The organism is Microbacterium deferens, assembly GCF_045517775.1.
Lineage (GTDB): Bacteria > Actinomycetota > Actinomycetes > Actinomycetales > Microbacteriaceae > Microbacterium.
Window position 1 is genome coordinate 250,846 of sequence record NZ_JBEUWT010000002.1, and the last position, 25,167, is coordinate 276,012.

General features: G+C 70.8%; 18 protein-coding genes and 1 other RNA gene. 14 read left to right on the forward strand and 5 right to left on the reverse strand.

Annotation, left to right across the window (positions count from 1 at the left end; genetic code table 11):
* Positions 1-11 precede the first annotated feature (11 nt).
* From ABTU82_RS11440 to ABTU82_RS11450, 3 genes are read right to left on the reverse strand one after another with little or no spacing between them, the layout of a single operon-like run.
* Positions 12-2,330, reverse strand: a complete 2,319-nt coding sequence (locus ABTU82_RS11440) for a transglutaminase TgpA family protein (RefSeq protein WP_407173558.1) — start codon at positions 2,328-2,330, stop codon at positions 12-14.
* A complete protein-coding gene (locus tag ABTU82_RS11445) occupies positions 2,317-3,564 on the reverse strand; it encodes a DUF58 domain-containing protein (protein ID WP_407173559.1) in 1,248 nt (415 codons plus the stop codon). Before ABTU82_RS11445 ends, ABTU82_RS11440 begins: the two co-directional genes overlap by 14 nt.
* 8 nt (positions 3,565-3,572) lie before the next feature.
* Positions 3,573-4,598 carry an AAA family ATPase gene (locus ABTU82_RS11450; protein WP_116647870.1) on the reverse strand — a complete coding sequence of 342 codons (1,026 nt, stop codon included), beginning with the start codon at positions 4,596-4,598 and terminating at the stop codon, positions 3,573-3,575.
* A gap of 113 nt (positions 4,599-4,711) precedes the next feature.
* Here ABTU82_RS11450 and ffs point away from each other — a divergent pair.
* Positions 4,712-4,808, forward strand: an RNA gene (gene ffs, locus ABTU82_RS11455) — signal recognition particle sRNA small type.
* 7 nt (positions 4,809-4,815) lie between these two features.
* Here ffs and ABTU82_RS11460 read toward each other — a convergent pair.
* Positions 4,816-5,517, reverse strand: coding sequence for an NUDIX domain-containing protein (locus ABTU82_RS11460; RefSeq protein WP_407173560.1), 702 nt, complete (start codon positions 5,515-5,517; stop codon positions 4,816-4,818).
* Between the two features lie 121 nt (positions 5,518-5,638).
* Here ABTU82_RS11460 and pta point away from each other — a divergent pair, with 121 nt between their 5' ends.
* From pta to ABTU82_RS11500, 8 genes are all read left to right on the forward strand, one after another.
* Positions 5,639-7,792 (forward strand): phosphate acetyltransferase, encoded by a 2,154-nt coding sequence (gene pta / locus ABTU82_RS11465; protein WP_407173561.1) that lies wholly within the window; start codon positions 5,639-5,641, stop codon positions 7,790-7,792.
* Positions 7,789-9,063 carry an acetate/propionate family kinase gene (locus tag ABTU82_RS11470; protein WP_116647873.1) on the forward strand — a complete coding sequence of 425 codons (1,275 nt, stop codon included), beginning with the start codon at positions 7,789-7,791 and terminating at the stop codon, positions 9,061-9,063. Before pta ends, ABTU82_RS11470 begins: the two co-directional genes overlap by 4 nt.
* Positions 9,064-9,137: 74 nt before the next feature.
* Positions 9,138-9,875, forward strand: coding sequence for an HAD family hydrolase (locus tag ABTU82_RS11475; protein ID WP_116647874.1), 738 nt, complete (start codon positions 9,138-9,140; stop codon positions 9,873-9,875).
* A gap of 42 nt (positions 9,876-9,917) precedes the next feature.
* Complete coding sequence (locus ABTU82_RS11480; protein WP_116647875.1) at positions 9,918-12,455, forward strand: glycoside hydrolase family 65 protein; 2,538 nt, start codon at positions 9,918-9,920, stop codon at positions 12,453-12,455.
* Positions 12,456-12,614: 159 nt separating this feature from the next.
* On the forward strand, positions 12,615-14,045 hold the full coding sequence (locus ABTU82_RS11485; RefSeq protein WP_407173562.1) for an ice-binding family protein: 1,431 nt from the start codon (positions 12,615-12,617) through the stop codon (positions 14,043-14,045).
* A gap of 51 nt (positions 14,046-14,096) precedes the next feature.
* Positions 14,097-16,310 carry a DNA polymerase III subunit gamma and tau gene (locus ABTU82_RS11490; RefSeq protein WP_407173563.1) on the forward strand — a complete coding sequence of 738 codons (2,214 nt, stop codon included), beginning with the start codon at positions 14,097-14,099 and terminating at the stop codon, positions 16,308-16,310.
* A 2-nt stretch (positions 16,311-16,312) separates the two neighbouring features.
* Complete coding sequence (gene recR / locus ABTU82_RS11495) at positions 16,313-16,906, forward strand: recombination mediator RecR (protein ID WP_116647877.1); 594 nt, start codon at positions 16,313-16,315, stop codon at positions 16,904-16,906.
* The gene (locus ABTU82_RS11500) at positions 16,903-17,853 is read left to right on the forward strand and encodes a DMT family transporter (RefSeq protein WP_407173564.1); all 951 of its coding nucleotides are present in this window, start codon (positions 16,903-16,905) and stop codon (positions 17,851-17,853) included. The genes recR and ABTU82_RS11500 overlap by 4 nt, the downstream gene beginning before the upstream one ends.
* 18 nt (positions 17,854-17,871) lie before the next feature.
* Here ABTU82_RS11500 and ABTU82_RS11505 read toward each other — a convergent pair whose 3' ends face one another.
* Complete coding sequence (locus ABTU82_RS11505) at positions 17,872-18,360, reverse strand: hypothetical protein (protein WP_407173565.1); 489 nt, start codon at positions 18,358-18,360, stop codon at positions 17,872-17,874.
* Between the two features lie 176 nt (positions 18,361-18,536).
* On the opposite strand from ABTU82_RS11505, the gene ABTU82_RS11510 reads away from it, so the two are divergent.
* From ABTU82_RS11510 to pstS, 5 genes are all read left to right on the forward strand, one after another.
* Positions 18,537-19,088: a YegP family protein gene (locus tag ABTU82_RS11510; RefSeq protein ID WP_116647879.1), complete on the forward strand. Its 552-nt coding sequence runs from the start codon at positions 18,537-18,539 to the stop codon at positions 19,086-19,088.
* Positions 19,081-20,748 (forward strand): serine/threonine protein kinase, encoded by a 1,668-nt coding sequence (locus ABTU82_RS11515; RefSeq protein ID WP_407173566.1) that lies wholly within the window; start codon positions 19,081-19,083, stop codon positions 20,746-20,748. The genes ABTU82_RS11510 and ABTU82_RS11515 overlap by 8 nt, the downstream gene beginning before the upstream one ends.
* 172 nt (positions 20,749-20,920) lie before the next feature.
* Complete coding sequence (gene pstC, locus ABTU82_RS11520) at positions 20,921-21,988, forward strand: phosphate ABC transporter permease subunit PstC (protein WP_116647881.1); 1,068 nt, start codon at positions 20,921-20,923, stop codon at positions 21,986-21,988.
* Positions 21,985-23,478, forward strand: coding sequence for a phosphate ABC transporter permease PstA (pstA, locus tag ABTU82_RS11525; protein ID WP_407173567.1), 1,494 nt, complete (start codon positions 21,985-21,987; stop codon positions 23,476-23,478). Before pstC ends, pstA begins: the two co-directional genes overlap by 4 nt.
* A complete protein-coding gene (pstS, locus tag ABTU82_RS11530) occupies positions 23,475-25,103 on the forward strand; it encodes a phosphate ABC transporter substrate-binding protein PstS (protein WP_240606903.1) in 1,629 nt (542 codons plus the stop codon). Before pstA ends, pstS begins: the two co-directional genes overlap by 4 nt.
* The last annotated feature ends 64 nt before the right edge of the window (positions 25,104-25,167 follow it).

Sequence of the window (25,167 nt, forward strand, 5' to 3'; positions counted from 1 at the left end):
CCGGCGGATGCTCAGGCCGTCGTCTCTCGCGGGGGCCGCGTCCTCCCGCTCGCGAAGGCGCTGCCGGGCCGGATCACGAGCGAGCGTGGCAGCACTCGCGCCACGAATCGGCGGAGGGGCGAGGCGGCGCCGAGCAGGCTCGCGCGGGTCGACTCGACCGCATCCGCCCAGTGCGCGCCGTCGGCCGTGCGGTGATCGCCGGCGTAGCTCACGCGTTCGATGGCGCCGACCAGCGTCGCCACCGCCGCGGCATCTGCGCCGTCGTCGACGAGGCGGGCGCCGAACACGCGCGGCGATTCCGACGCGGGCGCCGGGATGCCCAGGTCGATCGCGAGCTCCTGCACCGATCCCCACGCGGCGGTCGCCTCGCCGCGTCCTGCGGCCGACAGCAGCCTCCGGCGCCGCACCTCGCGCGTCACGCCGGGCGCCGCCAGCACGAGCAGCAGGGCGAGCGACGCCGCGAGGGGCCAGAGGGCGACGGATGCGGCGGAGCCGCCCCGCCCCGCCGACGTGCCGTCCTGGTCGTCGAGGGGGTCGAGACCGGCCGAGGAGGTCGGCGTCGGAGTGGCCGTCGGCACCGGTGCACTGGGCGCCGTCGTCGGGATCGAACCGGGCGCCCCGGTCGTGCCGGAGGCGAAGTTCGTCGGGCTTCCGAGGCTGTTGGTCGGCTCGAAGGCAATCCAGCCGATCCCCTCGAAGTGCACCTCCGGCCAGGCGTGCAGCTGGGTGCTCTCGACCGAGTAGACGGTCTCGCCGTCGTCCTGGGTTCCCGCGCTCGTGCCCGGAAGGTAGCCGACGACGATGCGCGAAGGCATGCCGAGGGTGCGCGCCATCACAGCGAATGCCGAGGCGAAGTGCACGCAGTAGCCCCTGCGGGCATCGAGGAAGTCGGCGATCGCGTCGACTCCCGTGCCGTCGAAGCCGTCCGAGACGGGGGCGTCGAGTGAGTACCCGAACAGCGGACCGCGGAACCACGACTGCAGCGCGACGAGGGCGTCGTAGTCGCTGCGGGTGTCGGCGGTGACCTCCTGGGCGGCCTCGGCGATCACCGACGGGATCTCGTCGGGAAGGTCGTAGAGCGTGAGGTCGCCGGTGCCGCCGGCCGACCGCGCGCGGATCTGCTCGAGGGTCGGCCGCGGAAGCGACGCCGAGACGTCGTAGGACTGCCCCTGCACCGACCCCGACGGCGTGTCCACCGTGCGGTTGTCGGTCTGGATCGACCATTCGCCGTCGAGTCCCGATACGTCCGTCGCCGGATACGACACCGGCGCCCACCGGCTGTTGAGGTTCACGATGTCGACCGTCGTCGACGAATCGACGATCTCGATCCCCTCGTCGACGGTGACGGCCGCGAGATCGGATGCGGCGTCATCGAGCCCGACGGCATCGCCCCCGTCGGGCTGCCAGACGGCGCCGTCGAACTCCGACAGCGTCGCCACCCGCAGGTAGGGCGCTCGCGCCTCGGTCGTGCTCAGTTGCAGCACCTCGACCGCACCCGGCTGTCGCAGGTCGTCGCCGAGCTCGAGGGTGGGGTCGATCGTGGCGCCGCCGATGTTGCCGCCCGATCCGCCCGCGCGGGCGACGGGCGAGGGGAGGAGGGGCGCCGCGACCATCGCGACGATCACGGCGACCGCACCGATACCGAGGGCCGCGCCCGGCGCCACCGGCGATCGGCGGGCCGCAGCGGCGGTTGCGGGCGCGGCGGCGATCGCGGCCGCCCGTTGCCGCGCGCGCGTGTCGACGGCGAGGAGGAAGAGGATGCTGCCGGCGAGGAAGACGAACGCGATGATGTCGACGTCGCCGGGCACGGCGATCGACGGGATGATCGAGACGGCGATGACGCCCACCGCGGCCAGGAGCGGCATGCGGGCGGTCACCACGACGTGATCGAGGGCGACCGCGAGCAGGCCGATCGAGGCGACGATGAGGAACGACAGCGCAGCTCCCGCCTCGAGGGGAGCGGCTCCGAGGGTCACGTCGTCGACGGCCGTGCGCACCAGCACGTTCACGAGGGAGACCGTCTCGGGGGTCGGCACGACGCCGAGCAAGCCCGTGCCGCGGCCGAAGACCGCCGTGACGACGGCGACCCAGACCACGAGTTCGACGATGCTGACCACGACCGCAGGCAGGCGCAGGCGCCGCAGCGCGAAGCCGACGCCCAGGATGATGCCGATGAGGCCGACGCCCCCGGCGACCCACGCCCCCGGGTCGACGACGCGCAGGAGCGGCATCATGGCGGCCGCGAGCGCGAGCCACAACCCGAGGGCGAGCGCGAGGTCGACCGTCGCCGGCCGCGGTGCGGCGGGCGGGCGCCGCTCAGGCCCCGACATGCGTCGCCCCCCGCTGCATCGCCGTCTCCCAGGCGTCGCCGAGCTCGGCTTCCGAGAACGCCGCCCCCGTGTGCCAACCGCGGTCGTGCAGGCGCGCCAGCGCATCGGACGACGGAGAGGCGGCGATCACCACCGGCATCGACGAGTGGTGCGCGAGAGGCGCGAGGGACAGGGCGTCCTCGACGCGGAGGCGACCCGTGACGACGATCACCGGACCCGTCTGGTGGCCCGCGAACATTCCCGCGGTGCGCGCGATGCCGTCACCGCGCCGGGCGGTGAGGGTCGCGAACTGCGTCGCCAGAGCGTCGATCTCGTGCAGATCCCCACCGGGCACGGGTTCGGCGAGGGCGGCGCCGTCGGTGTCGAGCACCTCGACCGTGTAGCCGTCGCGCACCAGCCGGGCGATGATCGAGACGGCGGCGGCCACCGCGGTCTCGAACGCGTCGTCGGCGCCCGGGGCCCGGAGGGCCTCGGGACTCCACTGAGCGGCGCTTCGGTCGAGGATCACGGTGGCCTCGGGGCTCGTCTCCTCCTCCTCCTGCCGCACCATGAGGGTGTCGCGGTGAGCAGTGGCACGCCAGTGGATGCGTCGCATCGAATCGCCGGGGGCGTACGGCCGGGCGACGAGGTTGTCGGCGCCCTGCCCCAGCTGGGTGCTGGCGGTCTCACGGGTGCCGCCCGTCTCGCCCGACGACCCCCGGAAGAACGGGAGATCGACCACGCGCGGGGCGACGGTGACCTGCGTCTTCCCGCCCAGCCGCAGGCGCCGGCGCGCGAGACCGAACGGGTCGGTGACGGTGAGCCCGAACGGGCCGAGGGGATGGATGCCGCGCACTCGCCCCTCGACGGTGTAGCGCAGCTCGACGGCGCGCTCGCCGCCGCGCATCGCCGACCCGACCGCGGGGAAGACGCCGCGGGCGCGGGCGACGAGGCCCGCCGGCACCGTGTCGTCCCAGGTGCCGGGCGAGGTCGGCAGGGCGTTGCGCACGGCGATGCGCACGGTCACCGTGCTCTCGCGCCCCACGGTGGCGACCTCGGGGGAGAGCGAGCGCGAGACCGCGTCGATGCGGCGCGTGAACCAGAGCGAGACCACGCTGAGAACCAGCACCGCCACGAGCAGCGCGGCGAAGTAGACGAGTTCGATGAGCCCGGCCTCGTGTGCGACGACGAAGCCCACGACGGAGAGCGCGAGCGCGCCGGTCCCTCGCAGCGTGAGCGGCCAGACCCGCCGCACGAACCCCCTCATGTCCGGACGGCGAGGGGCACCCGGACGCTCGCGGCGACCTGGGCGAGGACGGCGGCGACCGCTTCCGCGCCGGATCGTCCGCCGGCCGCCGCGCGGGTGGGGATGAGGCGGTGGGCGAAGACGGGGGCCAGCAGCGCGGTGAGGTCATCGGGGATGACGAACCCGCGCCCGTCGAGGGCGGCCCGCACCTTGGCGGCGCGGATCAGCTGCAGCGTGGCCCGCGGGCTCGCGCCCAGGCGAAGATCGGGGTGGGTGCGGGTGGCGTGGGCGAGGGCCACCGTGTATTCCTCGAGCGAGGGGGCGACGTGCACGGCGCGCGCCCAGGCGATGAGGTCGCGCACGCGTGACGCGGTGACCACCGGCTCGACGCTCTCGAGGGGGTTGATCGTGTCGCGCTGGCGCAGCATGAGCGCTTCGGCCGCAGCATCCGGATACCCCATCGAGATGCGCATCATGAAGCGGTCCCGCTGCGCCTCGGGAAGGGCGTACGTGCCCTCCATCTCGAGCGGGTTCTGCGTCGCGACGACGAGGAACGGATCGGGCAGCACGTGGGTGCTGCCGTCGACGGTGACCTGGTGCTCCTCCATCGCCTCGAGGAGGGCCGACTGCGTCTTGGGCGAGGAGCGGTTGATCTCGTCGGCGATGACGATGTTGGCGAACACCGCCCCGCGCTTGAACTCGAACTCGCGCGCGACGGGGTTGAACACCGAGACCCCGGTGATGTCGCCCGGGAGGAGGTCGGGGGTGAATTGGATGCGGTGCACACTCGCATCGACGGAGGCCGCCAGGGCGCGCGCGAGCACGGTCTTGCCGACGCCCGGCACGTCTTCGATGAGGAGGTGCCCCTCGGCGAGCAGGGTGATCAACGCCGTGCGGACGGCTTCGGGCTTGCCGTCGATCACCCGCTCGACAGACCGCGTGATCCCGCCGGTGAGGGCTTCGAACGAATCGGCCGTGATCGGCTGGCCGTCCGACTCCTCACGCGTGATTCGGCGTCGAGTGGCCGAGACGGTCTGATCCATGCGTCTTCCCCCGGGTGCGGACGGCGGGGCCGTTCCCACCGTTACGCAAGCGTAACCTCTGGCCGCGGGCCGGGGCCGGGAGGTGCCTGTGTGCGAAGTCGGTTAGACTCGTCGTCGGCTCTCCGCGTGGCGGCATCCAGGCCAACTCCCCCAGGACGGAAACGTAGCAAGGGTAACCAGGCTCTACCGGGTGCGCGGAGAGTCTTTTCTTTGCCCGTCAGCCGGTCGTCGAGCCCGTCGGTGCGTCCGTCCGGAACGGGCCGTCGAGCACCGCCCACTGCAACAGCATGATCGTCTTCGCGTCCTGGATGCGGCCGTCGCGGATGCGGGCGAGGGCCTCGTCGATGTCGAGCTCGATCAGTTCGATGTCCTCGCCCTCCTCGACGAGGCCCCCGCGGTCGCCGTCGCGCGATCCGCCGTCGTAGGCCGCCGCGTAGAAGTGCAGCCGCTCGGTGACCGAGCCCGGGCTCATGTAGACGTCGAAGACGTGCGCGATCTCCCCGATCGCGACCCCCGTCTCCTCCTCCGCCTCGCGCCGGATCGCCGTCTCGGGATCGTCGTCGTCGAGGAGCCCGGCGGCGGTCTCCACCAGCATCCCGTCGGGGTGGTCGTTGACGTAGACGGGGTAGCGGAACTGCCGGGTCAGCAGAACAGTGCGCCGCCCGGCGTCGTACAGCAGCACGGTCGCGCCGTTGCCGCGGTCGTAGGTCTCGCGCTGCTGGGTCGTCCATTCGCCGTCGGAGTCCTGGTAGTCCAGCGTCGTCTTGCGCAGCACGTGCCAGCTCGACGCCAGCAGCTCGACGTCGCGCACGCGCACCCGGGGGTTGCGGTCGAGGTCGAGCCCCGTGCGGTGCAGGCCCGTGCGCCCGCGCGCGTCGGGAACGTCGGCGCCGGGGCGTACTGAGGAATCCGTGCTCACGAGGTGCTCCCGTCCGGCCCGCCGTTGCGATCGTGCGTGCGCCGTCTCACGCTACCGAGTGTTCTCACGAGGTCGAGAGATCCCCAGGTTCGCGCGGCCTGTCGCCGCCTACGCTGGAGTCGTGGCGCAGAGCATCTACATCACCTCGGCCGAAGGACACTCCGGCAAGTCCAGCGTCGCGCTGGGCGTGCTCGACGCGCTCAGCCGCGCGACTCCGCGGGTGGGGGTGTTCCGGCCGATCGCGAGATCGACCGTGGAGCGCGACTACGTGCTCGAGATGCTGCTGGCCCACGACGGCGTCGACCTCGACTACGACGAGTGCGTCGGCGTCACCTACGACGACGTGCGCGCGGATGCCGACGCCGCTCTCGCTCGCATCGTCGAGCGCTACAAGGCCGTCGAGGCGCAGTGCGACGCGGTCGTCATCATCGGCTCGGACTTCACCGACGTCGGCAGCCCGGCAGAGCTCGCCTACAACGCGCGGATCGCGGCGAACCTCGGGGCGCCCGTGCTCCTGGTCGTCGGCGGGCGTGCGCATCAGGGGCTCAGCGAGCACCTCGGCGCGAGCCTTCCCCGCACACCCGACGAGATGGGGCAGATCGCCTCGCTCGCGCTCGTCGAGGTCGTGCACGAGCGGGCCGAGATCTTTGCGGTGATCGCCAACCGCGTCGACCCCGAGGCGCTGGACGAGACCATCGCCGCCGTGAAGGCCGTCGCCGACGCTCAGCCGTTGCGCACCGCCGCGTCCGCAACGGGGATCCCCGTGTGGGCACTCCCCGAAGACCGGTTCCTGATCGCCCCGTCGGTGCGCGGCGTGCTGCGTTCCGTCGACGGCGAGCTGCTCAAGGGCGACCCCGAACTCCTCACCCGCGAGGTGCTGGGCGTCGTCGTGGCGGGCATGTCGATGGTGAACGTGCTGCCGCGCCTGACCGAGTCGGCGATCGTGGTCATCCCCGCCGATCGCACCGAGGTGGTGCTCGCCACCCTGCTCGCGAACGCGTCGGGCACGTTCCCCTCGCTCGCCGGAATCGTCCTGAACGGCGGGTTCGCGCTCCCCGAGACGATCGACACGCTCATCGACGGGCTCGGCTCGTCTCTTCCGATCATCGCCACCGACCTCGGAACGTACGAGACCGCGGTGCGCATCATGAACACGCGCGGCCGGCTGGCGGCCGACTCGCAGCGGCGCTACGACACCGCGCTCGCGATCTTCGAGAAGCACGTCGACATCTCGGAGCTGACCCGCACGCTCGGGGTCGCGCGGCCGTCGGTCGTCACCCCGCTGATGTTCGAGTACGCACTGGTCGAGCGCGCGCGCTCCGACAGACGGCGCATCGTGCTGCCGGAGGGCGACGACGACCGCGTGCTGCGTGCCGCGGCGACGGTGCTCGCGCGGGGCATCGCGGATCTCACGATCTTGGGCGAGGAGATCGAGGTGCGCAACCGCGCGATCGAGCTCGGGATCGACATCCGCGACGCGGAGGTGCTGAGCCCCTTCGACGCGGTGCACGTCGCGAAGTTCGCCACCGAGTACGAGCGCCTGCGCGCCCACAAGGGCGTGACGTATTCGCAGGCGGCCGACACGGTGACCGATGCGTCGTACTTCGGCACGTTGATGGTGCATCTGGGCATGGCCGACGGAATGGTCTCGGGTGCGGCGCACACCACGGCGCACACGATCCGGCCCGCGTTCGAGATCATCAAGACCCGACCCGGCGTCTCGGTCGTCTCGAGCGTCTTCCTCATGGCGCTCGCCGACCGCGTGCTGGTGTACGGCGACTGCGCGGTGATCCCCGATCCGACGAGCGAGCAACTCGCCGACATCGCGATCTCGTCGGCCGCGACCGCCGAGCAGTTCGGCATCGAGCCTCGCGTGGCCATGCTGTCGTACTCGACGGGGGAGTCGGGCACCGGCGCCGACGTCGAGAAGGTGCGCGCGGCGACCGCGCTCGTCCGCGACCGCGCCCCCGAGCTGCTCGTCGAAGGCCCCATCCAGTACGACGCGGCCGCCGACGCCGCCGTGGCGAAGGCCAAGATGCCCGATTCCGACGTCGCAGGACGCGCGACGGTGTTCGTCTTCCCCGACCTCAACACCGGCAACAACACCTATAAGGCGGTGCAGCGCTCGGCCGGTGCCGTGGCGATCGGCCCGATCCTCCAGGGGCTGAACAAGCCGATCAACGACCTCTCGCGCGGCGCTCTCGTCGACGACATCGTCAACACGATCGCGATCACCGCCATCCAGGCCCAGAGCGAGAAGGGGGATGCTGCGTGAGCGCGGTCCTCGTCGTCAACAGCGGTTCCTCCTCGCTGAAGTACCAGCTGCTCGATGCCGACACCGAGGAGGTGCTCGCCTCCGGTCTGATCGAACGCATCGGCTCGTCGACGGGCGCGGGCGGCGATCAGGGCATCGCCACGCACACGGTGACCTCCGCCGCGTTCCGTCGTGCCGATTCGGCACTCGCCGACGGCCCGGCGGCGGCGCCGACGGTGCTCGACGCCACATCGACGATCGAGCGCGCGATCCCCGACCACTCCGCCGCGTTCGAGGTCATGCTCGACGCCTTCGCCGAGTACGGACCCACCCTCGACGAGTACCCGCCGGTCGCGGTGGGGCACCGGGTCGTGCACGGCGGAGCCCGCTTCTTCGAGCCGACCCTCATCACACCCCTCGTCGAGATCAACATCGACGAGCTCTCGGTGCTCGCACCACTGCACAACCCCGCGAATCTCGCGGGCATCCGTGCCGCTCGGAAGGCGTTCCCCGACGTCCCGCACGTCGCCGTCTTCGACACCGCCTTCCACCAGACCCTCGCCCCGGCCGCCTACACCTACGCCATCGACGCCGCACTGGCCGAGGCGCACCGCATCCGGCGCTACGGGTTCCACGGCACCTCGCACAAATTCGTCAGCGAAGCCGCCGCCGCCTTCCTCGACCGCCCGCTCGGTGAGCTGAAGCAGATCGTGTTCCACCTCGGCAACGGCGCCTCCGCGACCGCGATCGACGGGGGCCGCTCGGTCGACACGTCGATGGGCCTGACCCCGCTCGAGGGACTCGTGATGGGCACGCGGTCGGGCGACCTCGATCCGGCCGTTCTCTTCCACCTCGCCCGCCGTGCCGATATGTCCACGGGTGACCTCGACGACCTCCTGAACAAGAGGTCGGGCATGCTCGGCCTCGCCGGGGTCAGCGACATGCGCGACATCCAGGCGGGGGTCGCGCGGGGCGAGGGCGCCGCCACGCTGGCATGGAACGTCTACATCCATCGCCTGCGCGCCTACGCCGGCGCGTACCTCGCCCAGCTCGGGGGTGTCGACGTCATCTCGTTCACCGCCGGGGTCGGCGAGAACGCGCCCGATGTGCGCGCCGGGGCCCTGGCGACCCTGGGGTTCGCCGGGATCGAGATCGACCACGAACGCAACGCGGCCCGCAGCCGCGGCATCCGCGTCATCTCCACCGATGCGTCGCGCGTGACCGTGCTGGTCGTCCCCACGAATGAGGAGCTCGAGATCGCCCGTCAGACCCTGGACGTGGCCCGCACCTGACCGCTTGCCTCGGGCCGCTACGCTGTACGCACGGCACGACGGAGAGCCGCCGCATCCGTTCCCCAGGAGGTCCCGTGCCCGACGAGCTTTCCGCGCTGCCCGACCTCGCCGCGTACGAGGCGGTGCTGTTCGACCTCGACGGCGTGCTGACGCCGACCGCCGAGGTGCACATGCACGCGTGGCGGGTGATGTTCGAGAAGCTCTTCGCCGACTGGAACATCTCGCGGCCCTACACCGACGCCGATTACTTCGAGCACCTCGACGGCAAGCGCCGCTATGACGGGGTTGCGAGCCTGCTGCGCAGTCGCGACGTCGAGGTGCCGTGGGGCGAGCCGAGCGACCCGTCCTCGGCCGACACCGTGAGCGGCATCGGCAACCGCAAGAACGACGTCTTCCGCGAGGTGCTCGAGAACGACGGCATCGCCCCCTACCCGGGCTCGCTCGCTCTCGTCGAGCAGCTGCGCGCCGCCGGAGTTCCCGTCGCGGTGGTGTCGAGTTCGAAGAACGCCGAGGACGTCCTGACCGCCGCCGGCATCCGCGACCTCTTCCCCGTCGTGATGGACGGTCTGATCGCCGAGCGCGACGACCTCGCCTCCAAGCCCGCCCCCGACGTCTTCCTCGAGGCGGCACGGATGCTGGGGGTCGACCCCGCCCGCTCCGCCGCCGTCGAGGACGCCATCAGCGGCGTGCAGTCCGCAGCATCCGGGGGCTTCGCCCTCGTGGTCGGCGTCGACCGCGGCACCGGCGCCGAGGCGCTCCGCGAGGCCGGGGCGACCGTCGTCGTCGACGATCTCGCCGCCTTCGTAGACTGACCCACCGAGGAAACCCGAATCTCCCTCACCGGAAGGCATTCCATGATCGATCGCGGTCGCTTCCCCGTCGACGAGTGGCGTCTCGTCGAGACCGAGGGGTCGCTCGACGACGCCGGGGTCACCGAGACCCTGTTCTCGGTCGGCAACGGCTATCTCGGGTTGCGCGGCAACCATCCCGAGGGGCGGTTCGCGCACGAGTCGGGAACCTTCATCAACGGGTTCCACGAGACCTTCCCCATCCGCCACGCCGAGCAGGCCTACGGGTTCGCCGAGGTCGGCCAGACGATCGTCAACGCCCCCGACGCGAAGGTGATGCGGGTGTACGTCGACGACGAGCCGTTGTCGTTCGACGTGGCCGACGTCCGCGAGTACGAGCGGGTGCTCGACATGCGCGAGGGTGTGCTCCGTCGGCGCCTGCAGTGGTGCACGCCGTCGGGCAAGCTCGTCGAGCTCGAGGACGAGCGCATGGTGTCGTTCGACGAGAAGCACCTCGCCGTGCTGCGCATGACGGTGACGGTGCTCAACTCCGACGCCCCCGTCACGATCAGCTGCCAGCTCATCAACCGCCAGGACGGCGAGGGCATCTACGGCGGCCGCCCGCCCGGCAAGGCCACGGCCGGCTTCGACCCCCGCAAGCAGGACAAGCTCGAAGACCGCGTGCTGCAGCCCCTGGAGTACTGGCAGGACGGCGACCGCACGGCGCTGAGCTATCGCGTGGCGGAGTCGGGCATGACGCTGGCCGTCGTCGCCGACCACCTCATCGACACCGAGAACGACTACACCGCGCGTCGACTGATCGAACCCGACATCGCCAAGAACGTCTTCCGCGTGCAGGCCAAGGCGGGCGTGCCGACGACGGTCACCAAGCTCGTGAGCTACCACACGTCGCGCGGCGTGCCCGCCGGCGAGATCATCGACCGCTGCCGCCGCACCCTCGACCGCGCCCAGTCCCAGGGCGTGGGCGCGGTCTTCGCGCGGCAGCGCGCGTGGCTCGACGCGTTCTGGGAGCGCTCCGACGTCAAGATCGGCGGCCACCCCGATCTGCAGCAGGCCACGCGCTGGTGCCTGTTCCAGCTCGCGCAGGCCGCCGCCCGCGCCGACGGGCAGGGTGTGCCCGCGAAGGGTGTCACGGGATCCGGGTACAGCGGGCACTACTTCTGGGACACCGAGATCTACGTGCTGCCCTTCCTCGCGTACACGACCCCGCTCTGGGCGCGCAACGCGCTGAGGATGCGCTATCTGATGCTGCCGGCGGCGAGGAAGCGCGCCCACCAGCTGAACGAGGCGGGCGCGCTCTTCCCCTGGCGCACGATCAACGGCGAAGAGGCCTCCGCGTACTACGCCGCCGGCACCGCGCAGTACCACATCAACGCCGACGTGGCCTTCGCGCTGGCGAAGTACGTGCGTGCGACGGGCGACGTCGACTTCCTCGATTCCGAGGGCGTGGATATCGCGGTCGACACCGCTCGACTGTGGGCGACCCTGGGCTTCTGGCGATCGAGCGACGGCGTCCACGACGGCGACGGCGACTCGTTCCACATCCACGGGGTCACCGGCCCCGACGAGTACACGACGGTCGTCAACGACAACCTCTTCACGAACGTCATGGCGCGCTTCAATTTGCGCTTCGCCGCGCGCACCGTCCGCGAGATGGAGGAGGCCGACTTCCACGCGTACACGCGGATGGTCGAGCGTCTGAACCTCGATCCGTCCGAGCCCGAGCTGTGGGACCGCGCCGCGGACGCGATGCACATCCCGCACAGCGACTCCCTCGGCATCCACCCCCAGGACTCCGTGTTCCTCGAGCGCGAGATCTGGGACCTGGAGCACACCCCCGCCGACCAGCGGCCGCTGCTCCTCCACTTCCACCCGCTGGTGATCTACCGCTACCAGGTGCTGAAGCAGGCCGACGTGGTGCTGGCGCTGTTCCTGCAGGGCAACCACTTCACGGCGGGGGAGAAACTCGCCGACTTCGAGTACTACGACCCGCTGACGACCGGCGACTCCACGCTGTCGGCGGTCGTGCAGGCGATCCTCGCGGCCGAGGTCGGCTACCAGGACCTCGCGCTGGAGTACTTCCGGGAGTCGATCTTCGTCGACCTGGCAGACCTCCACAACAACGCGGCGGACGGCGTGCACGTGGCGTCGGCCGGAGGGGTGTGGACCGCACTGGTCTCGGGATTCGGAGGCATGCGCGATCACTTCGGCGACCTGACCTTCGACCCGCGTCTCCCGGCCGCGTGGCCGTCGCTGTCGTACGTGCTGCACTGGCACGGCACACGCCTGAACATCACGTTGACGGCCGACGCGATGACGGTGGAGGCAGGCGAGGGAGATCCGGTGGACTTCTCGGTGCGCGGTGTCGGGTATTCGGTGCACGGTGGCTCCACCGTCGTCGCGCCGCTCGACGGGCAGGGGCCGATCATCCCCGGAAAGCCCTCGATCCGGCAGTTCGCCGATGCTCGACGCGAGGACGGGTCGCTCCTGTCGGCGTCTGTGCCCACCGTCACCGCGTCCATCCCGATCATCACCGATGAGGCCGACATCGCTGCAGAGCCGTCGCTCGGCGTCGACGCCTGATCGGCTGTGCGCCGTTTCCGCGGGATCACACCAGCCTGTGAGATCGCCTGTGATCTATGAATTCCCTGAGTATTTGACGAGGCCCCCGCTAGCGTGATAGATGGCCCATCTCGGGTCATTGTTCCCTCGCATTTCACGGGGGCTGATAAGGCGGTTCCCATGGGGACCCAAATATTCGTACGCCGTCAATCCGTGGGTTCCGTGCGCGCCGCGCAATCGGCGGCCGTCGCGCTCATCGTGAGCGGCCTGGTGCTCGTGGGTCTCACGGTCGGTGGCTCGAGCGCCGTGGCCGCGACGAGCGTCGGACTCGGCACGACCGAGCCCTACGTCGTGCTCGGCGGGCAGTCGGTGACGAACACCGGAAACAGCACCCTCGACGGCGACCTCGGCGTGTACCCCGGCACGTCGATCACCGGCTTCCCGCCTGGACAGGTCATCGGCGGTGGCGCGCTCCACCAGACCGACGCTAACGCCCAGCAGGCCCAGATCGACCTCGTCACGGCTTACAACTCCGCGGCCTCCCAAGCGCCCGACGCCACCATCACGGCCGACCTCGGCGGCCAGACCCTCGTCGACGGGGTCTACTTCTCCGCCTCGACGGTGGGACTCACCGGCACGCTGCGCCTCGACGGCCAGGGCGACTCCGGATCGGTGTGGGTGTTCCAGGTCGGTTCCGCCCTGACCACGGCCACGAGCAGCGTGGTGGAACTCATCAACGGAGCCCAGGCGTGCAACGTGTTCTGGCAGGTGGGCTCGTCGGCCACCCTCGGTACCGATTCGACGTTCGTGGGCACGATCCTCGCGCTGACGTCCATCACGCTCGAGACCGGCGCGACCGTCGACGGCCGAGCGCTCGCCCGCAACGGCACGGTGGCCCTCGACGACAACACGTTCGTCGATCCGGGCTGCGACGCCGGCCCGAGCCCGTCACCGACGGTGACGCCTACCGTGACGCCGACGGTCACCCCGACGGTGACGCCTACGGTGACGCCGACGGTGACGCCTACCGTGACGCCGACGGTGACGCCTACCGTGACCCCGACGGTCACGCCGACCGTGACCCCGACGGTCACGCCGACCGTGACGCCGACGGTGACCCCGACCGTGACGCCGACGGTCACCCCGACGGTCACGCCGACCGTGACGCCGACGGTCACGCCGACGGTGACGCCGACGGTCACCCCGACGGTGACGCCGACCGTGACCCCGACGGTCACGCCGACGCCGACGGTCACCCCGACCGTGACCCCGACGGTCACGCCGACGGCGACGGTCACCCCGACCGTGACACCGACGGTCACCCCGACGGTCACGCCGACGGTGACCCCGACGGCCACGCCGACGGTGACGCCGACCGTGACGCCGACCGCGACACCGACCGCCACGCCCACGGCCGGTATACCGCTGCTGCCCACGTCCGGCCCGACGGCCGGTGCGCCCACCGGCCCGGTGGTCGACGGCGGCGGCATGCTGCCTGCCACCGGTAGCGACGGCAGCAGAGCATGGATGCTGCTGGGCGCCGCGGCCGCGTTCCTGCTCGGCGGTTCGATCCTCTTCACGTCGCGTCGTTTCACGTCGCGTCGAGGCTGAGGCAACGCCCCCTCCGGACGGTATGTCGGCGGCAGGTCGTAGGCTGGGTACGTGACCACAGCCCTCTACCGCCGCTACCGCCCGGAGGCGTTCGGCGAGATGATCGGGCAGTCCCAGGTCACCGATCCGCTTATGACGGCGCTCCGGGGCGACAGGGTCGGCCACGCCTATCTGTTCTCCGGCCCGAGAGGGTGCGGCAAGACGACGTCCGCCCGCATCCTCGCCCGGTGCCTCAACTGTGCGGCAGGACCCACCGACACTCCGTGCGGCACCTGCGACAGCTGCGTCGAGCTCGGGCGTGGCGGCGGTGGTTCGCTCGACGTGGTCGAGATCGACGCGGCCAGCCACAACGGCGTCGATGACGCACGCGACCTGCGCGAGCGGGCGATCTTCGCCCCGGCACGCGACCGGTTCAAGATCTTCATCCTCGACGAGGCCCACATGGTCACCCAGCAGGGTTTCAATGCCCTGCTGAAGCTGGTCGAAGAGCCGCCCGACCACGTGAAGTTCATCTTCGCGACCACCGAGCCCGAGAAGGTGCTCGGCACCATCCGCTCCCGCACGCACCACTACCCGTTCCGGCTCGTGCCGCCGGCGGCCATGCTCGAGTACGTCCAGGAACTCTGCGAGACAGAGGGCGTCTCGGTGCAGGCCGGTGTCCTCCCGCTCGTGGTGCGCGCCGGCGGAGGGTCGCCTCGCGACACCCTCTCGCTGCTCGACCAGCTCATGGCCGGTTCCGATGTCGCCTCCGACGGCGCCGTCGAGGTCGCCTATGAGCGCGCCGTGGCGCTGCTGGGTTACACCCACGCCGAGCTCCTCGACGAGGTCGTCGACGCTTTCGGCGCGCGCGATGCGGCCGCCGCGTTCGCCGCGGTCGATCGCGTCATCCAGACCGGACAAGACCCGCGACGTTTCGTCGACGACCTGCTCGAGCGCCTCCGCGACCTCATCGTCGTCGCGGCCACGGGGCAGAGCGCCGGGTCGGTGCTGCGCGGCATCTCGGCCGAAGAACTCGAGCGCATGACTCGTCAATCGGGTCATTTCGGCACGCAACGGCTCTCGCGCACAGCCGATCTCGTCGTCACGGCGCTCGACGAGATGACCGGCGCGACATCGCCGCGTCTGCACCTCGAACTCCTCGTGGCCCGAGTGCTCGCCGACGCGGGTGCCGTGTCTGCCCCCGCGCCCGTCGCGGCACCGACGGCGGCCGCACCCGCAGCTCCCGTGTCGGCGCCGCAGACCCCGAGGGCGCCCGCGCCGGCGCCCGCGCCGGCTGAGGCCGGCCGTCCCTCGGCTACCGCACCCGAACCGGTGGCGCCGTCCGAACCGTTCAGCGAACCCGAGCCGCCCGCCGACCGAGAGCCCCCGACCGATTCCGATGCGCCGCCCGAGCCCGAGCGCGAGTTCGCCCCTCCCGCCGCGGCGGGGCCGCTCACCGTGCAGCGCCTGCGCGACGCGTGGCCCGAGGTGCTCGCCCGACTCGAATCGATCAGCCGCACATCGTGGTTGATCGCGTCCGGTGCGCGGGTCGCGGCTCTCGACGATGACGTGCTCACCCTCGCGTTCGCCAGCGCGACCGACATCGCGGCGTTCAAGAAGCGCACCGCCGGAGCCGGTCCGAGCGAAGACCTCCGCCAGGCGATCATGGGGGTGCTCGGCATCCGCGTGAAGTACATCGCGAAGCACGAGGGCGATGCCGGCGGCCCCGGTGACGCCGGTCCTTCCGCCTCGCCGCCTCCCGCGCCCGACCGTCAGGCGCGCGAATCGCCTGTCGCGCCCCCCGCCCCGCGCTCGAGCGCGGTCTCCGCGCCGTCGGCAGCTGCGCCCGTGACGGACTGGGCGGTCGCGCCGATCCCCACCACTCCCGAGGTCGACCCCGGCACGGCATCGCCGTCCGCGTTATCCGGCCCGCGCACGTCCGCCGCGCCCGGCGCACGTGCGGTCGGCCAGTTCCCGGTCGACGACGAGCCCGAAGAGGCATCGTCGGTGCGGGTGGCCACGCTCGAGCCGGTGCGCGACGGCTCGGTGCTCCCGGATCGCGACGTCGAGGCATCCGCGGTCGTCGACGACGACCCCGAAGACGAGCTCCCGCCCCCCGACGACGCGGTCGACGCTCCGGTGCCGCCGGTCGTCGCACCGCGCATCGCCCCGGTCATCACTACTCGCGGCGGCGTTCAGCGAGTGGGGGAGGCTGTCGTGCGCCAGGTGCTGGGCGCAACGTTCGTGCGTGAAGAGCCGTTCGAGTCGCCCACGAGGTTCGTCTGACCATGTACGACGGCATCGTTCAAGATCTCATCGACGAATTCGGGCGCCTGCCCGGCATCGGTCCCAAGTCGGCGCAGCGGATCACGTTCCATATCCTGCAATCGCCGTCCTTCGACGTCTCGCGCCTGTCGATCCTGCTCGGAGAGGTGCGCGACAAAGTGCGCTTCTGCGAGATCTGCGGCAACGTCTCGGAACAGGATCGGTGCGGTATCTGCCGCGACCCCCGCCGCAATCCGACGCTCATCTGCGTCGTCGAAGACGCGAAAGACGTCGCGGCCATCGAGCGCACGCGCGAGTTCCGCGGTCTCTACCACGTGCTCGGCGGGGCGATCAGCCCGATCGCGGGCATCGGACCCGATGACCTGCGCATCACCTCCCTGATGCAGCGCCTCGCCGACGGAACCGTGCAAGAGGTCATCCTGGCGACGAACCCCAACCTCGAGGGCGAGGCGACGGCCACCTACCTCAGCCGGCTGCTGCACACGCTCGAGATCCAGGTGACGCGACTCGCGTCGGGGCTCCCCGTCGGCGGCGACCTCGAGTACGCCGACGAGGTCACCCTCGGCCGGGCATTCGAAGGACGACGCACGCTGTGACCCTGGCACCGGTGGCCGGGTTCCCGACCCGCTTCACCGCACGTGCGTGGTTGCTGTTCATCGCCATGGCGGTGCTCTGGGGCATGCCCTATCTCTTCATCAAGGAGGCCGTCGACTCGCTGTCGCCGCCGGCGGTGGTGTGCATCCGCACCCTCGGGGCGGCGCTGCTGCTTCTGCCGTTCGCGCTGCGTCGCGGCGTGCTGGGTCCTGCTCTGCGCGCGTGGAGGTGGGTGCTGGTGTTCGCCCTCCTCGAGATGGCGGGCCCGTTCGTGCTGCTCGCGCACGCCGAGCAGACGCTCCCCTCGGGGATCACCGGGCTCCTCGTCGCGACCGTGCCGCTGTTCGGGGCTCTCGTCGCCTTCACGCGCGGCGACCGCACCGCCGTGCGCCCCGCGCGACTGATCGGACTCGGCCTCGGTTTCGCGGGCGTCGCGCTCGTCGTCGCCGGCCCGGGACTGTCTCTCGGCGACGGTCCGCTCGGTGTCGTCGCGGTCGGCGAGGTTCTGCTGGTCGCCGTCTGCTACGCCATCGCGCCCTTCGTCGTCGCGAAGCATCTGCGCGACGTGCCCGCACTCGGGTCGATCACGCTCTCGCTCCTCATGGTCGGGGTCGGCTACCTGCCGATCGCGGTCCTCACCACCCACAGCATGCCGACGACACGGAGCATCGCGGCGGTCGCCGCTCTCACGGTGCTGTGCACGGCGGTCGCGTTCCTGGCCTTCTTCGCGCTCATCCGCGAGGTCGGGCCCGCTCGCGCGCCGCTCTTCACCTACGTCAACCCGATCGTCGCCATCCTGCTCGGGGTGGTCGTACTCGGCGAGGCGCTCAGCGTCGGGCTGCTCGCGGGCTTCCCGTTGATCATCGTCGGATGCTGGCTCGCCGCGACCGGAGGGTCGCTCCGCGTCCGGCGTCGAAGCGGCGAGATCCCGCCCGTCGCACCCGGCTGAGCGCGCAGCATCCGCTCGTCAGCGGAGCACCTCGACCAGTGCCACCCACGACATGACGATCGCCGAAACGATCGCGACGATGCAACCGACGGCCGCGATGACCAGCGCGGTCGACGGGTCGAAGAAGACCGTCACGCCGGAGGCCGCGTACGCCGCGATCGGCACGAAACCCAGAGCGGCCTTCAGCACCCGGGCATGGTCGTCCGGATCCGGGTCACGCGCGATGACCGCCGCTGCGTGTGCCTGGAAGGCACCCGCGCCGAGGGTGGAGACGAGGACGACCGTCCCGTACGCACCGGCGGGGATGCCGGGGATCAGCGCCACGCCCGCGACGACGATCGCGAGGACGAGTCCGGCGATCGCGGCGGCGAGACGGGACGTGATCGTGGGGGCCTTCACGATCTGAGCGATATTCACACTCGAGGCGACGATCACGAGACCCGCGAGCGCCGCGGTCGCCCCCACCATGGCGACGTGGAAATCGGTCCACCCCTCGAGCGCGTCCATGCACGGATGCTAGCGCCGACCCCGATCGACCGCGACGCACGAGACGATCACCCTTCGTATACCGGGCGGCCATCTTTCGATGTGCCGCCGTACATGACGTGCGGCCAGCTTCGAGCATCGACGGTTCTGGAGAATCTCAAGGGGAGTTCTCAGAGGGACCGCGCGATAGGACGACAGTGAGCGACGCGCTCCCACGACGAACGACCCATGCCGGCCGTATCGTCTTCGACACGTTCCGGTCGGCGTACGACCCGATGCTCAACTCGTGGCTCGTCTTCCGCGCGCAGATCCTTCAGGAGGTGCTGACCGTGCCGGCCGATGTGGCGGCGGCCGACACCGACGAGCGCGAACGCGCTCGGGCTGGCCGCTTCGGAGTGTGGCGCATCCTCGCCACCAACAACCGCGAACTCGGCCGAGGCTCGGGACTGTTCCCGACGCCGTCCGAGGCACTGGCCACCGTCGAGGCGCTCCAGCGCGAGGCCATGTCGCTCGTGGCCTCCGTCGTTCGCGGCTCGACGCCCATGACGCACGGCTGGGTGCTGCGTCGCGACGGCGAGGCCGTCATGACGTCGTCGCGGTGGTACGAGTCGGCGTCCGAGGCTGCCGCCGCAGCGCGAGCCGCGCGCGCGGTGCTGGCGACGGCGGCGATCGCGACGGGCGTCAACATCGGCACTCAGTCCGGGCGGCGCCTGCGGCGTGCCATCGCTCCCGTGAACCAGATTGTCTGACGCGGGCGACGGCGCGATGACCGACGGGCTCGTCGCGGGGCGCTTCCGAGTGCTCGGACTCCTCGGCTCGGGGGCGACGGCATCGGTGTACGACGCGCTCGATACCCGCGACGGTGGTCGCGTCGCGGTGAAGGTGCTGCATCCGCACCTCGCCGCGCGGCCAGAGATGCGGTCGGCATTCTTGAGGGAGGCCGAGCGGGTGGCGGCGCTGTCGCATCCGGCTCTGTGCGGCGTCGTCGGATCGGGGTCGGACGGCATCGGCGCAGAGGGCGAGACCTGGACGGCGTGGCAGCTCGCGCCCGGACTCACCCTTGGCGAGCAGGTGCGCGAGCGGGGGACGCTCTCGGCGCGCACCGCCGCGGACGTGGGGGCCAGGGTGCTCGACGGGCTGGCGGTGCTGCACGCCGCGGGGCTCGTGCACCGTGACATCTCGCCGTCGAACATCGTGGTCGACGTGGACTCGGCGGGGCATCTGCGCGACGCGCGCATCATCGATTTCGGGCTCGTGGATGAAGCGGGGACGACCACGCGCGGGGGCGACGTGCTGCGCAGCGAGGACGGCGACGGCGTCGTCGGCAACCTGCAGTACGCGGCCCCCGAGCTCTTGCGCGGTGAGGGCGTGGGGCCTTCCGCCGATCTGTACCAGCTCGCCGGGGTGCTCTACTTCGCCCTCGTCGGTTCGCCGCCCTTCGCGCGGGACTCGTCGGAGGCGACCATCCGCGCGCATCAGAGCGCGGCCCCGCCGACGGTTTCGGTGAGCGTCGGCGGGGTGCCGGTCGCGTTCGACCGTGTGATCGTCCGGGCCATGCTGAAAGACCCCGCCACGCGATTCGGTTCGGCCGGCGAGATGCGCGACGCGCTCTCGTCAGCGGTGGCGTCACGCAGCAACACGGTCGCGGTGCCAGTGGACCGTACGACGCGCACGCGGGTGTTCTCTCCCGCCGTGAGCCCGGCCATCGACGCCGCCCAGCACGCATCCGTCGAGCCCGAGGGGCGGGGAGGATCGCCCTGGCTGTGGGGCCTCGGGCTCGTCGCGGTCGGGCTGGTGGTCGCCGTCGTCGTCGCGCTGTCGTCGGGGAGCCAGCCCACCACCGCGCGGGAGACCCCGGCGCCCGTCGTGTCGAGTCCGGCCGTGACGGCATCGCCTCCTGCTCCGACGCCAGTCGTGCAGACGCCGCCCCCGCCCGTGATGGCAATGGTCCCCTCGCTCGAGGGGATGGATGCGGATGCGGCGACTCGCGCGCTCGCGGCGGCCGGCCTCGCGGTGGGCGAGATCATGAGTGTCGACTCGGTGAGACCGATCGGCACGGTTCTGGCGAGCCAGCCCGCCGTCGGCACGACCCTGGCGGCCGGAGGGTTCGTGGCGCTGACCGTTGCCAGCGGGGCGAACGCCGTTCCCGACGTGGTCGGTGCTCCCGAGCAGTCGGCGATGGACGCCGTCGTGGCCGCGGGCTTCGTGCCCGTCGTCACCCGGCAGAGCAGCAGCGCACCCACCGGCACGGTGACCGCCGTGCAGCCTGCCGGTTCCGCGAGTCTTCCTCTGGGGACGACCGTCTCGCTCGTGGTGGCCGCGCCCCTCCCGGCTCCGTCGCCGACCACCCCTCCGGTCACGCCGACGCCGACGCCGACGCGCACGCCGACACCGGGGGCAACGCCATGACGTCCCGCGCTCACGACCGCGACAGCCGTCCTTCTCCGATCCTTCGTGGGTTGTTCACCTTCGGCGCCCACGATGGCGAGGATCCGGCCGGAACCCGCCGCCGGTCGTTCTGCTCAGGAAGCCCCATGAGACGCGCTTTCCGCCTGCCCTCGCGCACGTCCGAGGTATGCGCATGACGAATGTCGGCTCCGACGACCTCACGCAGCTGCTGACGCCGACCGAGCCCGAACAGTCGTCCGTGGCGGATGCTGCGGAGCAGAAGCCGAAGGTCGCGGCGCGCTCGCTCAAGGCCGCGCCCTCGGTCTCGGACGCCATCTTCCGCTCGGGGTCGTTCCTCGCCGGCGGGATCACCGTGGCGATCATGCTCGCGGTCGGACTGTTCCTGACCCTTCGCAGCGGAGAGGCGCTGGGAGTCGCGGGGCTGTCGTTCTTCTGGACCCAGGAGTGGTCGCCCGAGACCGGTCAGTTCGGCATCGTCGCCGTGCTGTTCGGCACCGTCTCGATCGCGCTGGTCGCGATGGCGTTCTCCGTGCCGCTCGCCCTCGGAACGGCGCTGTTGATCTCGGAGATCGCCCCGCCTCGCCTGAAGTCGATGCTCATCACCCTGGTCGACCTGATGGCCGCCGTGCCCAGCGTCGTCTACGGCCTCTGGGGGGTCTTCTTCCTGCAGGAGGCGGTCATCCCGGTCGCCCAGTGGATCTCCACCTACTTCGGATGGATCCCGGTCTTCGCGGTCACCGATCCGGAGGGTGCGCGTCTCACCGAAGCGGGCGCCTTCACCTCCTCGGCGTTCATCGCGGGAATCGTCGTCGCACTCATGGTGTCTCCGACGCAGACTTCGGTCATGCGCGAGGCCTTCTCGCAGGCCCCGGTGGGGGAGCGCGAGGGCGCGCTCGCTCTCGGCTCGACGAGATGGGGGATGATCCGCACGGTCGTGCTCCCCTTCGGGCGAGGCGGCGTCATCGGTGGAACCATGCTGGGTCTCGGACGAGCTCTGGGCGAGACGATCGCCGTCTACATGATCATCTCCCCGATCTTCACGATCAACTGGGAACTGCTCAGCAAGGGCACCAACTCGATCTCCGCGCTGATCGCCCTCCGATACGGCGAGGCGAGTCAGTTCGGGCTCTCGGCGCTGATGGCCGCCGGTCTCACCCTCTTCGTCATCACCCTCATCATCAACTTCACCGCTTCGTCGATCGTCGCCCGATCGCGTTCCGGTGCAGAGAGCGACGGATGACCGTGACCATCGACACCACCATCACCACCGTCATCGATCCGCTCGAAGCCCGATGGGACACGGCTGACGAGGGTCTCGCGACCGAGCGCGTCGCTTCGGCCCCGCTGTCGTCGTCGGGCGGAACGTTCCGCCCCGATCCGGGCGACGCTCCGATCGGACCCCGCCGCCAGATGCGCGGGACCCCCGCCGAGGAGCGATTCAACCTGGTGGGTGCGCTCGCCGCAGCACTGGCGGTGGCGACCCTGCTGTTCGGCTGGCTGACACCGATGACGGGCGCGGTCGGCTGGGCAGTGGTCGCCTATCTGTCCTTCATCGCGATCTACGCGCTGCTGATCATCCTGCGGGCCGACCGGCTCGAGGTCGCCGACCGGGTGATGACCGCCCTGCTGTACAGCGCCGGGGCGATCCTCCTCGCCGCGCTCGTCTTCGTCGTCGTCTTCACGGTCGTCCGGGGCATGCCGGCGATGTTCTCGACGTCATGGCCGTTCATTCGTTTCAACTTCTTCTTCGAGACGATGCAGTATGCGGGTCCGCTCGACCCGCTCGAGGTCGGCGGGATCGCGCACGCGATCGTCGGAACCCTGATCCAGATCTCGATCGCACTGCTCATCTCCGTGCCCCTCGGCATCGCCACCGCCGTGTTCATGAATGAGATCGGCGGGCGCTTCGCCCGCTTCGTCCGCACGATCTCCGACGCGATGACGGCGCTGCCCTCGATCGTGGCCGGCCTGTTCATCTACGCCGCCGTCATCACGCTCGTCACCCAGGAGCGCTCCGGCTTCGCCGCATCCCTCGCGATCACGGTCATGATGCTCCCGATCATCATCCGCGCCTCCGACGTCGTCCTCCGGCTCGTGCCCGGCAACCTGCGCGAGGCGTCGTACGCGCTGGGCGCCTCGCGGTGGCGCACGGTCTGGACCGTCGTGCTCCCCACGTCGCGTTCCGGCCTCGCGACCGCGGTGATCCTGGGCACGGCGCGCGGGGTGGGGGAGACGTCCCCCGTGCTCCTCACGTCCGGCGTGACCGCGGTGATGAACTGGAACCCGTTCTCGGGCGCGATGATCTCGCTTCCGCTCCAGGTCTTCGACATGGTGAAGTCGCCCGAGCCGACGATGATCGCCCGGGGATTCGGGGCTGCCGCGACCCTCATCGCCCTCGTCCTCGTGCTCTTCGTGATCGCTCGCATCGTCGGCGGGAAGGGACCGGGGCAGCTGAGCCCGCGGCGACGCCGGGCGCGCGCAGCGGCGTCGCTCGCCGACCTCGAGCGGATCGAGAGCGGGGCCGCCGTGAGCTCGTCGATCGAGGCCGCCGTGTTCGCCCCGGTCGCCACGCGCGCACCGGTCTCGGCCGAACCGCAGCCGCTGGAGTCGTCCGACGAGGACGACGCGCCCGACACGCCCTCCGATCCGACGATGACCTCGCACGACATCACCGACGTGATTCGACCTGATTCTTCCGACACCCCCGACACCCCGAAGGAGCGCTCGTGATCCGCCGACGTTTCCGCCCTCTCGCGACGGCGCTCGTCGCGCTGCTCGTCTCGACCGCCGCCGTCACCGGCGGCACTGCATCGGCGCAGGCCGCGGCGGAGCCGTATGCGAACATCTCCGGTTCGGGATCGACATGGTCGCAGAACGCGCTGGACCAGTGGCGCCGCAACGTGCAGACGACCCGAGCGATGACGGTGGATTACCGCGGACTCGGCTCGACGGCGGGGCGCAGCGATTTCATCAACCGCACTGTCGATTTCGCGATCAGTGAGATTCCGTTCCAACTCCAGCCGACGGAGGTGGGTGCGCAGCCCGAACGCCCGGAGCCGGGGGGATACGCCTACATGCCGATCGTGGCAGGTGGTACCGCGTTCATGTACAACCTGAAGATCGGTGGCAAGCGCGTCACCAACCTCCGCCTGTCGGGCGCGACCGTCTCGAAGATCTTCGCCGGTCAGATCACGAACTGGAACCACCCCGAGATCCAGGCCGACAACCCCGGCCTCGCGATGCCCGACCGTGCGATCCAACGCGTCGCACGATCCGACGGCTCCGGATCGACGGCGCAGTTCACCATGTGGATGTCCAAGCAGCACGGTGACATCTGGACGTCGGGCATGACGTCGCAGTTCCCCGGCAACGTGGGAGCGACCCTGCAATCGGGTTCGCTGGGCGTTGCGGGATACGTCAGCCAGAACTACGGCGAAGGAGCGATCACCTACGTCGAGTACTCGTACGCCGTGAAATCGGGCTTCCCCGTCGCCAAGGTGTTGAACGCGGCCGGCTATTACATCGAGCCCACCGCGTCCTCGGTCGCCGTGGCCATGCTGAAGGCGCAGATCAACAACAACGCCAGCTCCCCCGACTACCTCACCCAGATCCTCGACGGCGTCTACGGCAACACCGACCCGCGCACCTATCCGCTGTCGAGCTACTCCTACATGATCGTCCCGACGACCGTTCGCGGAACCTTCGACCAGGCCAAGGGGCGCACCCTCGGGGAGTTCGCCCGGTACGTGTTGTGCGAAGGTCAGCAGCAGGCCGAGCAACTCGGCTATTCGCCGCTGCCGATGAACCTCGTCATGGCCGGCGCCGAGCAGATCAAGCGGATCCCCGGCGCGGAGGGCTCGGGCGTCGATATCAACAATTGCAAGAACCCCACCTTCGAGCCCGGGGATTCCCCCGAGAGCAACCGGCTCGCCCAGACGGCGAAACAACCCGCGGAGTGCGACCGGCAGGGTCCCGACCAGTGCACGACCGGAACGGCCGGAGCCTCCGACACCGACACCGACGTCACCGGGTCCGGTGGCGGCGGCTCCGCAGCCGGGGCGGAAGGAACGGGAGCGGCCGCCGCAGCATCGGGGGGTGCGGCCGCCGCCGACCCCGCTGCGGTGGACGCTGGCGCGGTCGGTGGAGACGCCGTGTACGACGCCAATGGAGCACTGGTCTCCGGATCGGTGGCGGGCGGTCGCACGGCGGTGTCGTCGCCGTTCACGATCCCCGATCCTGTCTGGGGCGGCCCGCAGCTGCTGATGCTCGCGGCCGCGATCCTTCTGCTCGGGTCGATCGTCCTGCCTCCGGTGCTCTCTCGCAGGCTCCGCGGGGGCGGGCGCAAGACGGGCTGACGCGCTCGCCGCACACGGTGACGACGTCACCGTCGATCGGCGTGCAAAAAGCCCGGTCGAGGGG

Coding starts and splice junctions, on each gene's coding strand:
- ABTU82_RS11440 (WP_407173558.1), bottom strand. CDS start 2,330: ATGTCGGGGCCTGAGCGGCGCCCGCCCGCCGCACCGCGGCCGGCGACG.
- pstC (WP_116647881.1), top strand. CDS start 20,921: ATGACGAATGTCGGCTCCGACGACCTCACGCAGCTGCTGACGCCGACC.
- ABTU82_RS11480 (WP_116647875.1), top strand. CDS start 9,918: ATGATCGATCGCGGTCGCTTCCCCGTCGACGAGTGGCGTCTCGTCGAG.
- pstA (WP_407173567.1), top strand. CDS start 21,985: ATGACCGTGACCATCGACACCACCATCACCACCGTCATCGATCCGCTC.
- recR (WP_116647877.1), top strand. CDS start 16,313: ATGTACGACGGCATCGTTCAAGATCTCATCGACGAATTCGGGCGCCTG.
- ABTU82_RS11505 (WP_407173565.1), bottom strand. CDS start 18,360: ATGGACGCGCTCGAGGGGTGGACCGATTTCCACGTCGCCATGGTGGGG.
- ABTU82_RS11485 (WP_407173562.1), top strand. CDS start 12,615: ATGGGGACCCAAATATTCGTACGCCGTCAATCCGTGGGTTCCGTGCGC.
- ABTU82_RS11450 (WP_116647870.1), bottom strand. CDS start 4,598: ATGGATCAGACCGTCTCGGCCACTCGACGCCGAATCACGCGTGAGGAG.